This window comes from Alkalibacillus silvisoli, from assembly GCF_039521975.1.
GTDB classification, from domain to species: Bacteria; Bacillota; Bacilli; order Bacillales; family Alkalibacillaceae; genus Alkalibacillus; species Alkalibacillus silvisoli.
Map to the genome: position 1 here is coordinate 203,509 of NZ_BAAACZ010000005.1, position 14,729 is coordinate 218,237.

General features: G+C 37.5%; 20 protein-coding genes. 8 read left to right on the forward strand and 12 right to left on the reverse strand.

The genetic code is table 11. The features are described 5' to 3' along the window. Together ABDZ63_RS03260 and ABDZ63_RS03265 are read left to right on the forward strand one after the other, a co-directional pair. Positions 1 to 333: hypothetical protein (locus tag ABDZ63_RS03260; protein ID WP_343781744.1), on the forward strand; the 333-nt coding region annotated here is incomplete at its 5' end. A 65-nt stretch (positions 334 to 398) separates the two neighbouring features. After that, positions 399 to 1,154 carry a DUF2087 domain-containing protein gene (locus tag ABDZ63_RS03265; protein WP_343781745.1) on the forward strand — a complete coding sequence of 252 codons (756 nt, stop codon included), beginning with the start codon at positions 399 to 401 and terminating at the stop codon, positions 1,152 to 1,154. A 67-nt stretch (positions 1,155 to 1,221) separates the two neighbouring features. On the opposite strand, the gene ABDZ63_RS03270 is transcribed toward ABDZ63_RS03265, so the two are convergent. From ABDZ63_RS03270 to ABDZ63_RS03305, 8 genes are all read right to left on the reverse strand, one after another. Beyond that, positions 1,222 to 2,226, reverse strand: coding sequence for a DUF916 domain-containing protein (locus ABDZ63_RS03270; RefSeq protein WP_343781746.1), 1,005 nt, complete (start codon positions 2,224 to 2,226; stop codon positions 1,222 to 1,224). An 83-nt stretch (positions 2,227 to 2,309) separates the two neighbouring features. Continuing rightward, complete coding sequence (locus ABDZ63_RS03275) at positions 2,310 to 2,864, reverse strand: WxL domain-containing protein (protein WP_343781747.1); 555 nt, start codon at positions 2,862 to 2,864, stop codon at positions 2,310 to 2,312. Between the two features lie 336 nt (positions 2,865 to 3,200). Further along, positions 3,201 to 3,440, reverse strand: coding sequence for a YkuS family protein (locus ABDZ63_RS03280; RefSeq protein ID WP_343781748.1), 240 nt, complete (start codon positions 3,438 to 3,440; stop codon positions 3,201 to 3,203). 58 nt (positions 3,441 to 3,498) lie between these two features. Next, entirely contained in the window at positions 3,499 to 4,407 is a 909-nt protein-coding gene (locus ABDZ63_RS03285; protein ID WP_343781750.1) for a P1 family peptidase, read from the reverse strand. A gap of 16 nt (positions 4,408 to 4,423) precedes the next feature. Beyond that, positions 4,424 to 4,747 carry a hypothetical protein gene (locus ABDZ63_RS03290; RefSeq protein WP_343781751.1) on the reverse strand — a complete coding sequence of 108 codons (324 nt, stop codon included), beginning with the start codon at positions 4,745 to 4,747 and terminating at the stop codon, positions 4,424 to 4,426. A 1-nt stretch (position 4,748) separates the two neighbouring features. Beyond that, positions 4,749 to 5,243, reverse strand: coding sequence for a GNAT family N-acetyltransferase (locus ABDZ63_RS03295; RefSeq protein WP_343781752.1), 495 nt, complete (start codon positions 5,241 to 5,243; stop codon positions 4,749 to 4,751). Between the two features lie 169 nt (positions 5,244 to 5,412). Next, positions 5,413 to 5,904: a hypothetical protein gene (locus tag ABDZ63_RS03300; protein WP_343781753.1), complete on the reverse strand. Its 492-nt coding sequence runs from the start codon at positions 5,902 to 5,904 to the stop codon at positions 5,413 to 5,415. Between the two features lie 22 nt (positions 5,905 to 5,926). Then, positions 5,927 to 6,307, reverse strand: coding sequence for a hypothetical protein (locus tag ABDZ63_RS03305; RefSeq protein WP_343781755.1), 381 nt, complete (start codon positions 6,305 to 6,307; stop codon positions 5,927 to 5,929). A gap of 392 nt (positions 6,308 to 6,699) precedes the next feature. Between ABDZ63_RS03305 and ABDZ63_RS03310 the strand changes: the two genes are divergently transcribed. From ABDZ63_RS03310 to ABDZ63_RS03320, 3 genes are all read left to right on the forward strand, one after another. Next, on the forward strand, positions 6,700 to 7,041 hold the full coding sequence (locus ABDZ63_RS03310; protein WP_343781757.1) for a DUF4181 domain-containing protein: 342 nt from the start codon (positions 6,700 to 6,702) through the stop codon (positions 7,039 to 7,041). 94 nt (positions 7,042 to 7,135) lie between these two features. After that, complete coding sequence (locus ABDZ63_RS03315) at positions 7,136 to 7,327, forward strand: H-type small acid-soluble spore protein (protein WP_343781759.1); 192 nt, start codon at positions 7,136 to 7,138, stop codon at positions 7,325 to 7,327. A gap of 14 nt (positions 7,328 to 7,341) precedes the next feature. Beyond that, complete coding sequence (locus tag ABDZ63_RS03320; RefSeq protein ID WP_343781761.1) at positions 7,342 to 7,536, forward strand: H-type small acid-soluble spore protein; 195 nt, start codon at positions 7,342 to 7,344, stop codon at positions 7,534 to 7,536. A 300-nt stretch (positions 7,537 to 7,836) separates the two neighbouring features. Here ABDZ63_RS03320 and ABDZ63_RS03325 read toward each other — a convergent pair whose 3' ends face one another. The 3 genes from ABDZ63_RS03325 to ABDZ63_RS03335 form a co-directional block, all read right to left on the reverse strand. Then, on the reverse strand, positions 7,837 to 8,508 hold the full coding sequence (locus tag ABDZ63_RS03325) for a hypothetical protein (RefSeq protein ID WP_343781763.1): 672 nt from the start codon (positions 8,506 to 8,508) through the stop codon (positions 7,837 to 7,839). 21 nt (positions 8,509 to 8,529) lie between these two features. Beyond that, positions 8,530 to 9,195: a hypothetical protein gene (locus tag ABDZ63_RS03330; RefSeq protein ID WP_343781765.1), complete on the reverse strand. Its 666-nt coding sequence runs from the start codon at positions 9,193 to 9,195 to the stop codon at positions 8,530 to 8,532. 78 nt (positions 9,196 to 9,273) lie between these two features. Then, positions 9,274 to 10,059, reverse strand: a complete 786-nt coding sequence (locus ABDZ63_RS03335) for an MBL fold metallo-hydrolase (protein ID WP_343781767.1) — start codon at positions 10,057 to 10,059, stop codon at positions 9,274 to 9,276. Positions 10,060 to 10,260: 201 nt separating this feature from the next. Between ABDZ63_RS03335 and ABDZ63_RS03340 the strand changes: the two genes are divergently transcribed. After that, entirely contained in the window at positions 10,261 to 10,431 is a 171-nt protein-coding gene (locus tag ABDZ63_RS03340) for a hypothetical protein (protein ID WP_343781769.1), read from the forward strand. A 99-nt stretch (positions 10,432 to 10,530) separates the two neighbouring features. Here the strand turns inward: ABDZ63_RS03340 and ABDZ63_RS03345 are convergent, their stop codons facing one another. Continuing rightward, the gene (locus ABDZ63_RS03345) at positions 10,531 to 11,007 is read right to left on the reverse strand and encodes a membrane lipoprotein lipid attachment site-containing protein (RefSeq protein WP_343781771.1); all 477 of its coding nucleotides are present in this window, start codon (positions 11,005 to 11,007) and stop codon (positions 10,531 to 10,533) included. Between the two features lie 165 nt (positions 11,008 to 11,172). Here ABDZ63_RS03345 and cydD point away from each other — a divergent pair, with 165 nt between their 5' ends. Together cydD and cydC are read left to right on the forward strand one after the other, a co-directional pair. After that, a complete protein-coding gene (gene cydD, locus ABDZ63_RS03350; RefSeq protein ID WP_343781773.1) occupies positions 11,173 to 12,888 on the forward strand; it encodes a thiol reductant ABC exporter subunit CydD in 1,716 nt (571 codons plus the stop codon). Next, positions 12,885 to 14,576, forward strand: a complete 1,692-nt coding sequence (cydC, locus tag ABDZ63_RS03355) for a thiol reductant ABC exporter subunit CydC (protein WP_343781775.1) — start codon at positions 12,885 to 12,887, stop codon at positions 14,574 to 14,576. The genes cydD and cydC overlap by 4 nt, the downstream gene beginning before the upstream one ends. Positions 14,577 to 14,729 lie beyond the last annotated feature (153 nt).

A 14,729-nucleotide genomic window follows, 5' to 3' on the forward strand; every position in this document is an offset into this window, starting at 1 on the left:
AACCCTGCTTCGTCCGACAATTATTCACGCTTGTCCGACATTAACCCCGCTTCATCCGACAATTACTCTCGCTCATCCGACATTAACCCGCTTCGTCCGACAATTATTCTCACTCGTCCGACATTAACCCCGCTTCGTCCGACAATTATTCACGCTCATCCGACATTAACCCTGCTTCATCCGGCAATTATCCACCCGAAAAAACAACTCTCACTAGAACATTTCCAAAGCAAAAAAGCTGTCGACTGCTATAAATTAACGCTAGCTTTGGACCTTACTAAGTTGAATGACTTAAGCCATACTTTTTTAAAAACAAAAATTAATTCCGTTTGACTTAACAATAACTTAGTTGTAATATGTTATTAATAAAACAAACAAATATAAAGGATGTTTGCAATATGACTAACAACTTATTCTGGAATGCATCAGTTGATGAACTTACAAAAGGCTACACTTACAACCTGGAGCATGATTCATACACATGCCTTGTTTGTGAGAGAACTTTTGAAAATGGGGTCATTTACCCGGTTGATGACACATTATTTGAAGCGAGGAAAGCGGCAGAAAAACACATAACTAACGAGCATGGCTCTATGTTTCAACTTCTTATATCACTTGAGAAGAAATACACTGGCTTAACTGAGCTGCAACAAGAGATATTACAACATTTTAAATCTGGTCAATCTGATAAAGAAATTGCAAAATACATTCAGGCTAACAATACATCAACGATTCGACACCATCGCTTCAAACTCAAGGAAAAAGAAAAGCAAGCGCGAGTCTTTCTAGCGATCATGGAATTACTCGATCAAGAACAAGACGAATCCAATTCATTTATTACGATTCATAAGGGGGCTACTATGGTGGATGAACGTTATGCCATTACACAAGAGGAGAAAAATAAAGTATTAAAAACCTATTTTGACAAAGGGTTAGATCAACCATTAAAACAATTTCCGAGTAAAGAAAAACGAAAAATCATCGTCTTACAGCATATCACGACAAAATTTGACCGCGATCAATCGTACACTGAGCTCGAAATAAACCAAGTATTAAAACCAATTTATCATGATCACGTCACACTACGCCGTTACTTAATTGAGTATGGCTTTATGGAGCGAAGTCGTGATGGGAAAGAGTATAAAGTGAAGTGAAGAGTTCATGTATTTAAAAAAGGTGAATGGACTTTTAAACCGTTCACCTTTCTTACCATACATCAGTTCAACCCCTTCTTCGTTTCCCAAGCAAGTAAAAGATCCCGCCAGCTAATATAAGGATCAAAATCCATCCCCAAACTGGCATACCTTGAGTGTGCTGAACCGTTACTGATTGATTATTTTCAATATGTTCATCAATTTCTTGACTGCCGATCGTAAAAGAATCAGAAAATGATACATCACCTTGTTCATCAATTTTTGCTTCAACGTTCAATGTATAAGTTCCTTCTTCTAACGATTCATAGTCCCAAGAAATCGGGTAGTGAATACTTGATTTTGGCGCCATATTAAACGGCTCAAAAGTTCCGCTAAACAACTCAATTCCCTCTTCGTTTAACACACTATACTTACCAGAAATAAGATCTTGAATTTTGTGTGCATCATTCTGCATACCTATATACACTTCTCCAGTACTTGATAAAAAACCAGCACCGTTAAATGTGAAATTAGACTCAACTTGTTCTGGTAAATTTAACTGAGTTGCAATCGCATAGACGAGATCTGTTTGAATGATAAATCGTGCCTCATCATCTCCTGTCTCTTCAGTATCTTCTCTCTGACTCGGAACAACAAACCTGAGGCCACCTAAAACAGTTTGACCAATCAAATCAGGAACATCAACCTTAATTGGTACCGTTTTACGAGCTAGTGGCTCTATAACAATTTCACCTGGAACATCTATATACAATGACATCTCATAAGCATCTTGTAATAATGATGAATTAAAGCTTTCTAGGTTTTGACCATACATAATCCCTCCATTAGGGTCAGTATACGCATCAGCACCTTCAATAATCACAGTTAGTTCTTCATCACGATTATTAATTAATTCCACATGAACCTCTTGTTGTTCACCAGGTTCAACATTTAAATCAAAATAACCCGTTGTCGATTCAATATGATTGTCTGGATATATTAAATTTATCGAAACTGGTGATGTTTGTTCAGCTGATACAGTCATTGATGCACAAAACAGGAATAAAAATATTAATAAAAAGATATACCTCATAAATTTTTCACCTCACATTAATCCTTCCCAATAAACAAAAAGCCATGTCGTTCAGACACAGCTCAAATGGAAATAAGTATTCATTAAGGACCTGATGTTAATGACACTTCAATTGTTGATGTATAAGTACCAACTTTAACGTCTTTAGGTTGAAGATTTAAATGTAATGCATCTGCATCAAAAGAAATATCATATGTTCCCATTCCACCATTTTCATTAGCTGATAAAATCTTTAACCCACTAGCGTGATCAATTTTACCTGATTGCGTTGTAATGGTGGTTTCATTCGATGCTCCATCATGGGCAGATACAGTCGGTTCACTAATTGACATTGAATTTTCAGGTAGCTTTTGAGCGCCACCTTCTGTTTCAAATTGGGAAGCTTTCACTTTGACATGCCAACCATCACCTGTACCTCTTGAATCCACAACAGCAAAACCACCAAATGTAGTAGAAACATCTTGAATTCCTCCATCAAGTGTAACCGTACCGAAATCACCAGCTTGAGGTGTATCTAACAGCGTTAGCGAACCTCCTTCAATCTCTGTTGAAGTTGAAGCAAGTGATGCTACAGAACCACTCATTATGACACTCGCTGCTACAACCATAACTACTGCCTTCTTAATCATACTCTTCATACAGTCTCCTCCTTTACGTGTTGAAATCATAGGACTAATATTTTTGAGACGATTAAGTTTCATAAAAAATCCCTCCTAACGAATTGGAATCTTTATTGAAACCGAAAACAAATTTGGAGAGAAATTATATCTCTATCATTCTCTTTTAGCTCATTCTAGCAAGCGTCTCCCACTTACTATATTAAGTTTAGTCTATTTTTCTAACAGTTTATATGTAATATTTTTACCAGAAAAAAAGATTCCTTCTATTAAAATAGTGTCACGTTTCTAAAGACTTTTATTTATAACTAACCCAAAAGAAAAAGAGCTACCTACACATTAGGCAGCTCTTTTTTCTTATTGTAATTTGCTATTGACCGCTTGAACGACATCATTGGTTGACATGCCATTACAATTAATAACTGGCGCGTTCGTCGCTTTGTCGCTCATTCCCATCATGTTATTGTCCTGACCTGACACGCAACAACAATCACAATCCGGTACTTGTTCACCCTCTAATTGAATAACATCATGTCCAGCCTGAGCTAGTGCTTGTTGCAGGTCAGACATATTATTTTCTACTGCAATACGAGCCATAATCTCACCTCCGTTTTGACCATTCTTATTCTAAATCGAAAAGTGAGATTTTATTCATTTATTTTCCAACTGCGTTTAAAATCGCCTGTTCCATAACTTCTATGCCAAGTTGAGCAATTAAATCGACCGAAAATCGCTCCTCACCAGTTGCTAAAGCGAAAATCGTATCACCATCATACATCGTATGTGCTGGGGAAATTGTCCGCCCAATTGCATTTTGGGCTACTTGAGCAACCTTTTTCGCTTCAGACTTTGTGAGCTTAGCATTAACGGCTACAGCTCCAATTGTCGTATTTGTCCCAGGAAAACCACCAGCCTCAGCCTGTTTACGCATCATTTTTGTACTGTTTAGAAATTCACCCGTTTCAAGGTTACGTGCACCTGCCACGATTTCACCTGTTTTAGGGTCCGACACATCACCAAAAGCGTTCACTGCAACAATAGCCCCGACAATTAAGCCATTTTCAAGTTCAATTGAAGCACTACCAATCCCACTGTCACTCACCGCTTCAAAGCCTGCAATTTTACCAACTGTTGCTCCACAACCTGCTCCAACAGACCCTTCTTTAACAGCCTTTTCTGTCGCATTTTGGGCGGCTCTATATCCCATTAGCTGATCAGGTCTGACACTAGCATCACCAATAGCTAAATCAAATAAAATCGCACTTGGAACAATTGGCACTTTACAAACGCCAACGTCCAACCCGACTTCTCTCTCTTCTAAGAACTGCATGATGCCACTTGCAGCATCTAAACCATACGCACTCCCACCCGCTAAACTAATCGCATGGACTTGATCGACTAAATTTATCGGATCAAGTAAATCCGTCTCACGCGTACCAGGTGCAGAACCACGCACATCAACACCACATGTCGCCCCATCTTCTGTTAAGATGACTGTGCAACCTGTTTTAGCTGATTCATTTTGCTGATGACCAACCTTAATACCAGGTACATTTGTGATCATTACCGATTCCCCTTTACTAAATGATGGTGTTAATCAATTCTATAACAACAGGTGCTAAAATCAACAAACAACCAAACGATACTAGTACTCGTGTCAACCTCCTAAATAAACGATTTCTCCCTTTACCTTTATACCATCCGGAAAATTGCAAACGATTGCGGTAAAGGACGAAAATTAACGTAAACACACCTATACCAATTAAAGTGTTATTAGCCCCATATAAATCAATGCCAGCCATTTCGTAAAGGCTAGTGATTAGAAAGCCCGCAACAACACCTAAAATTAGGAATATCGCAGCAATACGCAAAACTTCAAGCACAGTCCGCACTAATAAAGTCACTTTAAACCTCCTCAAACTCCTTTACCATTTGTAACGTCTTTAAAGTATATCCTTCAAAATCTTCATCATATTCTTTTATAACGTGGAACCCTTTAGCTTCGTAAAAACGAAGGCCGATTTCATTCTCTTTTTCCACATCAACATATAAACGCTTTAAACCTTGTAATTGATTAAGTCCTGTTTGAAGAAGTTTAGTTCCGGTGCCGTATCCGAGGTGTTCTGGCAGTAAATAGATTGCAACTAAATGAGACTCCCCATGATCATTTACTGGAGTTAAGTTTAAAAAGCCGACAATACCATTTTGATTTTCCGCTACCCAAATACCGCCACGGTCAAGACGGCGCTCCATATTCTCATCACTATACGCTTGTTTTAGAAACGTATCTTGAATTCGCCTCGGAATGATCCTTTCATATGTATAATGCCAACTTTCTTTAGCCACATGTTGTAGAGCTCGAATATCACTTTTCTCAAGTGATCTAATCATCGTTTCCATCTTGACCATCCTCCTTTCTTACCATTATATCACACTAACTAAAAGTTTCGATAATCGTAAAATTACTTTCAATTTTAAGAGGCTCCACAATTCAAGCTTTAGGATTGTTAATGTCATTTACAACAAAGAACACGGCAAATGCCCCTTTACATTTTGAAATGAAACATATTTAAATAAAAAACATAATGACTGCTAAACTGCCTACTGTAACGTAACCAAACCACATAATTTTCCTCTCTTTAGTTAACTCACGACTGTTGATCTTATGAATTAATGAAAGGACAAATACATTCAAAAGAAATAGAAAGTAATAGATTAATAAATACAATAAAACGCGGTGTTCTCCAATCAGTTGAGTTAACTCTAACCACTCTATTAGAATAATTAAACCAATTGAAGACAAAGCAAATACTATAGCCACGAATTTAGCCATCTTCTCCCACAATGGATGAATTAAAAAAGTCTCACTCTTCTTCGTTTGAAAATACATGATTAAACAAAAAGCACCAACAATCACAGCAATATATCCAATTAAAGTTAAAGCATAAAACAAAGCTGTTTGTATCCTAATCATCACTAATTCTTGATTAAATTGCTCTGTATAAAAAGCCAATACTACTAAACCTGCTAGGATGATTAATTGATAGATCGTATAACGCATTAAAAAACCCTTTCTATAAAAACTACTCCAGTAACTCTGCTTCTAAAAGCATGCCATATTCTTCGTTCCACTCTCCGATTCCTTCTTTAGCTTTAGGACTAACAATTGTCGCTGTACCATCATCATGGAACCAAATAACATAATCCAGCTCCTCTCCTGTCTCATTTAACACATGAGTAACAATTACATCTTGAGTTCGGTCCATATTCGGCAGATCATGATCGCCCCATTCAACTTCATCCCAGTAACCTTTATACCGCTCAAGACTACCTTGTGAGATTGTATACTCCTCATCTCCTGTATCCACTTCCATTCTAGTGACCTCTTCATCATTACCCATTGTTGTAATGCCAACAATAACAACGACGGCAATTAAAGAAACTAATGTCCATTTCATTCTCATGCTGCATCCTCTTTCTATAACTTTTTCGGTAATAATTTAGCGTACTGCTTTTAGCGCTTGCTTTGAAAATTGATGACTGATTCAAGTCATGCCATTCTATTCGTTTCGCCCAATCATCCATTTTCTCTAATTTTGAATCATAATACAATCCTTTCTATTTCAGTTCAACATCTAGTTCGAAAGACAAATCTTCGTTAAAGTTTCTAGAGGAAAATGATCAAACTTACGCAAACTGTCAAAATAGCTTCAGGAGGATACATGTCACCAACAACTCATTTCGATCCAAATCTTTTCTATCACAACTTTCACTTTCAAATTAACTCTTCAAAATTATTTTAATATTATGGTAACATATTTTTATACACTAAAATTATTTTTGGAGTGAACGCGTTTTGGGAATAACTTTTACACTCTTAACTGTTTTATATACAGGTGCTGCTGGGTTAATCAGGCACTTCTTTTTTAAAGGTGAGGAACATGAAATTAATAAATCAGATGGTGCCAAAATATTTAGAGTAGGGCTAGGCATAATAATAGTCACAGGGGTTGTATCATTTACTGCGATCGGCATTAGTAACTGGCCTTATACCCTTTATTTGCTTCTTTTTTTGGCCATTGTGTTTTTAGGATTCACCGCATATTTAGAATGGCTTTATTTGAGAAATTCAAACATCTACGCCTTTACTCTTACCACATTAGCCTTAGTCGTGATTAGTATTTACTACTTTTTCTAAACAAAAGTCATTCTAATTATTTTTTTCTAAACATGTATAATCCTCCAATTCTATGCACACCCTACTAAAGGATTATTCCTAAAGGAGGGAAATCATGGAGGTCAGTCGTGCGCAAGAAATTTTTGAATCGCCTACATTAATCGATGTCAGCTACCAAGGCCAACCCGTCTTTATTCAAGACATACACCCAGGTGAAAACAAAGTAACAATCTCACCCTTAACCGACGTCGATGATAAACAAGACATTGAGATTGACCAATTAGTTGAAGAAGAATCTACTCACTAATTAGGAGGTATTTGATGGATCGAAAAAGAGCTAAAGAAATTTCCCAATCCCCTGACATGAAAGACGTGCAATATAACGGCGAGCGTATTTACATACAGCACGTCGATGACCAATCTGGAAAAGCACGCATTTATTCACTGAATGACCCCGCTCAGCAATTTGACGTTGAAGTCGGACAACTGTTTGAAAATGATGACCTAAAGAAATAAAACCAACCTCAAAACGAAAGAGGTTGGGACAAAAGGGTTGAAGTGTGGTGAAAACACGAACGTTTAGTATTTCACCTTAAGTTAACCAGTTACTTTATGGAATCAAAATGCGTAGGCTCCTGCGGGTAGCAAAGGTGAGACCACAGTGCGTAGTACGAGTAGGCTCACCCGCCGCCTGCGGAAAGCGAAGCATTTTGATGGAGCGATGATTAGAAAATTAAAACCCGAACGAATTTAAATTACAATTTCGTTCGGGTTTTGTGTATTAATGCTTAGTATTGTGTCAACCTCTCGTTTTAATTATTGTTCTGACTCAATCAACTCTTGTATAAATTGATACAACTCATTTTGCTCATCAACACGATAAGAACCAGACATGACACCAACTCGTATAAAGTGTTCATCAACTTCAATACGTTTTTGACCAACACGTTGATCTATATTAAGAAAAATTCTGTCCTCAGGAGGAATCGAAACACCACTTCGTAACGTCAAATCATTGAAACCACTTAAGATTCGATTGATCGTTTCTTCATCATCCACAACGACTTCATTAGGATCCCAAGGAACCAAGCCAGAAGGGTTAATCGTAATCTCCTGGACCTCTTCAATTTCTTCATCCTTTAAAACTTCACCTAACGTTGTTGTTTGAACTTGAGTAATCACGGTGAATCCCGCTAAAATCAACACCATCACAAATACAAACGCCACTTTCATTAAACGTCCCGTAACCGCTGTTAAAGCTAAACGGATTGACGTAGAAAAAACCGTCAACACACCAATGAATACCCAATTTGATGCGATGATATCCACCACACTTGTTACACCATATAAGTATAGGTCAAAGATCAGCTGAAACCCTATGTACGTTATGATGGTAAAAAAAGCTGCCGTCCACCACTTAAAGTTATTCGAGGCTAAAATTGAAAACAAAACAGCCAATACTGGAACTAAAATTTCTACAACATTCAAACCCTAAAATCCTCCCACTCCCTACTCTGATTCATGCCACTCAATCAAGTCATGTTCCATCAAGGCATCCACTTGACTTTGATCTTTTATATAATAGTTTTGATTAGCAAAGTATAGGTTCCTGTGCTGGTCAATTTCAATGACATGTCGGTTACCATCACTAAATAACTCAATCGTATGACTCCGACTCGGCCACAATTCTTGCTCTTTAAGTTCGATCCGTTGTAACTTCTCTTCTAATTGACTCAACAACCTCGCTTCATCATGCGTCGCATAAGCCCGGTCATTTCTCTCAAAATCTAAATGGTCTATACTATAATCTTCACCTAACTCCTCAATTAAAATTTCTTTCATTGTTGTATGTTTTGATTGCTCTATAGAGATTAATAAGCCTAGACACAAAACGAAAATCGAAACAAACACAATTGGAACTAATTTATTGTTCCAGATCCGATTCAATGCGAAGTAAGATACAAACGATGCAATCGTAAAAAAGATAATCGATTCGAAGGGATAGAATATTGTTTCACCCATTACGAACTGTTCAAATATAGTATAAACAAAGAAATAGACTAATACCGTTACAACGGGGGCTGACCACCATTTCTTTATAAACAGAGACACTATGACACCTGCTAGTAACACCATTCCATACAATACTAACCGAAACAAAACAATGTCGCTCAAGGAAATCCTCCTCTAACAAACTTACCCTCCATTAACTATGGAACTGTCACGAATTCATAATGTTCTTTTTATAGCTATCTAAAACTTTACACTAAAGTTAGTAAATTGATGAAGTCCTGTGCCATGTCGATCTAATTCATTAATTTTCAAATAGCTTGAAGCCTCACTTACTTCTTTAAGTATATTAGCATTCATCCCTAACTGATTATGGCTACCAAATACTTGAGTAACATTCGGTATATTTGCAATTTTTTCAAGGGAATTAACAAGGTCACTCGGGTTTGTCGTTTTGAAGAATGCATATACAGGCGCCCCTTGATAAAGGAGATCACCAGTAAATAAAAAGCCCGTAAGCTGATCACTAATACAAATATGCCCAGGTGAATGACCAGGTGTATGATAAATGGTTAAGGACCTTCCACCTAAGTCAATAACATCACCATCATGCAATAACTGACTTGGCTTACCTTGAAATGGCTTATATGTACTTGGATCAAAAGATGATGGTGGTTCTTTTGTTAAATCACGTGCTATATCATAGCGGATTTGTTCAATAGGAAGACCTTTAATTCCATTAACTAACCAATCCTCTTCTAACTCATGAACCAACAGATCTTGATAAGAGCCGTGACTTCCAATGTGATCCCAATGAACATGAGTCGTGACAACCTTGATTGGTAAATCTGTTAATTGGTTTGTCACTCTTTTCAAATCATCAATACCTAATCCTGTATCAATTAGTACTGCTTCATTATCACCCAATAGCAAAAATGAATGTACTTTCTCCCAATGCCCATACTCACTTATGGCATAAGTCTTTTTATGAATTGTTTGAACGGTAAACCATGGATCAGTCAATCGCATTTTACCCTCTCCACTTCAAAGAATTGTGAGATTAGAAGTTGGTGAATCAATGTCTTAAAACTTTTCTACCATTCTACAACCATAATTCCAAAAAATCAAAATATTATTTAAGTTCTAAGCGGTTTATTTGTCTAAAGGTAAACCAACTTATAATATTAACATATGTAGGAAAGCTAATAGCAAAATCCATGAGGTGATACTATGTCAAAGAATGTGTGGATGTTTATCTTAATTTTAGCAACGGCGATCATGGCTGTTATGAACCGAATATACGGCCACCCTGTCACCTTCTTCATCGCGCTAACTCTCGTCCTTTTAGCGCTTACGATTATTTTGGTGGGTTCATTTCGCCGTCAAAAAAAGGAAGAGTAAAGAGGATTCACTAAGTGGCGAGGGCTTAGAGAAAAGAAACGACATGTGCTTTAAAAAAGTGTTGAAGGAAAATCGAGTATGAATTCAAACAAGCTCCCATTAATCCCTCTCCATTTTCCGATCAAAGAATATTTCTCGAGTCGATGAATCATCTCGATTTTCCATTTGTATTTCTTGAACTAATAGCAGTCCATCTTCTTCTAAGTGTACCTCTAGGCTCCCAGTATTCCCAAATTCATCAGAACCATAGTCAAAAAAACCGTAACCATTACTAAGCTCATCCATTTCTCCGAATAAGGTTTGAAGTAGTCGACCGTGCTCCCCGACTTCATCATAATGAATAACAAACTCACCATCCTCTTCTTTAATTTGTAAGATTTCATACGGACGTTCTTCGCCTTCATAAGTCACCCAAGCACCTAGGTACTCCTCTACATCCATTGGGTTTCCATTTTGAAAATCAACTAACACATCATCAAGGTTATCCGGCGTGTCAACCGTTTCTGTTTCATCTTGTTCACTTTGACAAGCTGATAAGACTAATATTGTTATAAATAGAATTATAATTTTTTTCATGTTGTTATTTCCCTTCCTTCATCAATCAACTATCTACATTATAAACCATTTTGCAACATTTCTGAGACTATTCATTAAAATTTCACCAGCTAACTAGACCATTTTAATTAAAAAACAGCTATTAAAAGCGTAAAATAGAACTAGAAGAACGAAAGGACGTATCTTATGTCACTACTTAGAACACTCATAAAACGCCAAAAATTGTTGCTTATTTGCTTAGTTAGCTTTTTATTAGCTTTTGCAATCATCATTCAAGCTTATTTAATTGTATCAATTATTGAGGATATCTTCCTTAATGATGCTAGCTTTAATGCGATCATTTCAAGCTTGATTCTTTTATTCGTTATTATTTCATTAAGAACATTATTGAATTATATAAATGGGGCAATTGGCATTCAGATGGCCAGTCAAGCTAAGTCAAAGCTTCGAATCCGTATTTTAAACCATTTTACAAAACAGCCAATCGACTTAGCGTCACAGGGCCGCTCAGGTGAGAAAGTCTCAACTTTACTGAATGTCGTTGAACAAACTGACAGTTACTTTAGTCAGTATTTACCGAAAATGATTCAAGCTGCTATTGTACCCATTGCGATTCTCATTGTCATCTTTACGCAAAATTGGCTGTCTGGTGTCATCATTTTAATAACCGCACCATTTATCCCTATATTTATGGCGATTATCGGGATGAAAACGAAAGACAAATCTGAGGAACAGTTAAATGAGCTGTCATCTTTTTCTGGGCAATTTTTAGATTCTCTTAAAGGCTTAACGACACTTAAATTGTTTGGCCAGTCTGACAATGAAAAAAGTAAGATCGAAACAAGAAGCATTGACTTTCGCCAAGCAACACTTAGTGTATTGGTCGTTGCGTTTACATCTGCATTTATGATGGAGCTTATTTCGATGTTAAGCATGGGCTTGATTGCGCTTGAACTAGCATTAGGATTAATCATTTTTGATTCGATTACTTTTCAGACAGCGTTTTTCGTTTTATTATTAGCACCTGAATTTTATATTGCTTTAAAAGATTTAAGTAGTGCCTTTCATAGTGGGCGAGAAAGCATAACAGCTGGAAAGAAGATTGATGAACAATTAAATGAAAAAGTTGAAGATTTAACCTGGGGAGAGAGTCCACTTCAATCAGCCCCGCCTCGTCTTGAACTTCAACATATAAGCTTTAGTTATAAAGATCAAGTGACCTTAAAGGAGATTACAACGACAATTGAAGCCAAGCAACAAGTCGCAATCGTTGGTAATAGTGGATCAGGTAAATCAACATTGTTAAACGTCATTGCAAGGCTTCTACCCACACAAAAAGGACAGATTAATGTTAATGGCACAGCGCAATCAGAATTAAATGAGGCAGATTGGTTTAATGAACTTTCTTACATTTCACAGCACCCTTATATTTTCACCGGTTCTATTTATGACAATATCGCCTTAAGTAACCCTTCTGCTTCAAGTGAAGAGGTCATAAAGGCTTCTGAAAAAGCTGGATTAAAAGAACTTATTCAATCATTAGATGAGGGGATTCATACTGATGTCGGTGAAGGTGGACGTGGGCTTTCTGGCGGTGAGAAACAACGACTCGCCTTAGCGCGTGCCTTTTTAAAGCAGCCATCACTCATTTTATTCGATGAGCCAACGACCGGACTTGATTTAAAAACAGAACGAATTTTAAATGATTCAATTGACAAACTAGCACAGCAGGCAACCGTCATCACAGTGGCACATCGCATGCACACAATTAAGAAATCAGATCAAATCTTAGTGCTTGAAGAAGGGGAATTGATTGGATCAGGTACTCACCAAGAACTAAGAAATGAAAACCTGACATACAGAGCGTTAATTGGAGAGTCAACTGGAGGTGAGAAGACATGATTGGGCTATCTATTGTTATGAAACAGCTGATGCAAGAAAAGCGCGATGTCTTACTATCTATTTTCTTTGGATTTATTGCTGGCATTGCAGCAGTTGGGCTTTTCACCGCTAGTGGTTATTTAATTTCACAAGCTGCATTAGGCGTACCCATCTATGCCTTAACTGTTGTGATTGCCATAGTGAAGTTGTTAGGCTTTACGAGAGCTTTGGCACGCTATAGTGAACGTTACTTTTCCCACAGAGCAACTTTTACAATGATGAGTCACGTTCGTGTCCAATTTTTTGAAAAGCTACAACACTTATCACCTGCTAGGATTCAACGATTTCGCTCAGGTGATTTATTATCGCGTGCTGTTTCAAATGTTGATTCCTTACAAAACTTTTTCTTAAGAATCTTTTATCCGCCAATTGTACTTATGCTTATTTTCTTAAGTACGATTTTATTCACTTTATATTTCTCAATCTGGATTGCGATCCTTTTAGTCCTTGGTCTTCTATTATCAACAATTGTATTGCCGGTACTGTTCGCTAAGCTTGCCCAAACAAACGAACAAAGTGTCCACGAACACGAAAGCCAATTATCATCACAAGCAACAGAGCTTTTATTCGGCTTTCAAGACTTGAAGATTCATCAACAACTCAATCAAAAGCTTGATGAGTTTAAAGAGTCAAACGAAGATTACATCGACACACAAGCAAAAGACCGTAAACACGAGCTTATCAATCAAGTATTTGACGGCTGGGTCGGATTATTGATGGCTTGGGCCGTATTAGCTGTTGGGGGATGGTTGATTGCAAATGGTCAAATGGAAGGTGTTTGGCTAGCCATGTTCATGCTCTTAACGCTAACAGTCTTTGAAAACACCGCACCCATGGCAGCATTTCCACAACATTTTAATGAAAATAAACAAGCAGCAAACCGTGTGTTCTTTAAACAAGATCAAACTACAAAACCTTCCCAACCGTTAGGAGATGCTGGAGCTATGGAGGTGTCTTTTTGGAATGTTCACTTCACATACCCAGAAGAACAATTAGAAACACTCCATGACATTAATTTATCAATTCCAGCTAGCCAAAAAACTGCCATTGTCGGAGCGAGCGGGTCTGGTAAGTCAACATTACTACAATTAATTTTAAAATTAGAAGAACCTAATGATGGGCAGCTATTTATTAATAGTGGACGAATTTCTGAAGTTGAGCCTGAAAGCCTGTGGAAACAGACGAACACGATCCTTCAAGATCAGCACTTTTTCGCCGGAACCATTCGAGATAATCTGTTATCTGATGCCAATGACGAACAATTGACTTACGCATTAAAACGAGCACGATTGGAGCAATTCTCTCTGAATGATGCCGTCTATGAACAAGGCGATAACTTATCAGGCGGTGAAAAACAACGACTCGCAATCGCAAGAACATTTTTACGCGATGCGAATCTATGGCTATTAGATGAAGCAACATCTTCATTAGACCATATCACGGCAAAAGAAGTGATGAATGAAATATTCAAAGACGCTTCTAACGACACTCTAATACTCGTTAGCCACAACTTACAAGGACTTGAGCAGATGGATCAAATCATCGTGATGGACAGCGGCGAAGTAGTTGAAGAAGGAACGTTTGATGAGCTGATGGAACAAAAGAGCTTCTTTTACCAGTTAAAACAAATTGAAAACGATACCCTGTAGCTTCAAGGTGCGAGTTATTGCCGGGCGGAGTGGGGTTAGTGCCGGACGAAGCGGAGTTAATGCCAGTTGAGATGCGACTATAACCAGACAAGCCCCCCATTCATTAGCATAAGCTGAAAAGGAACTTGGATTAATCCAAGTTCCTTCCTATTT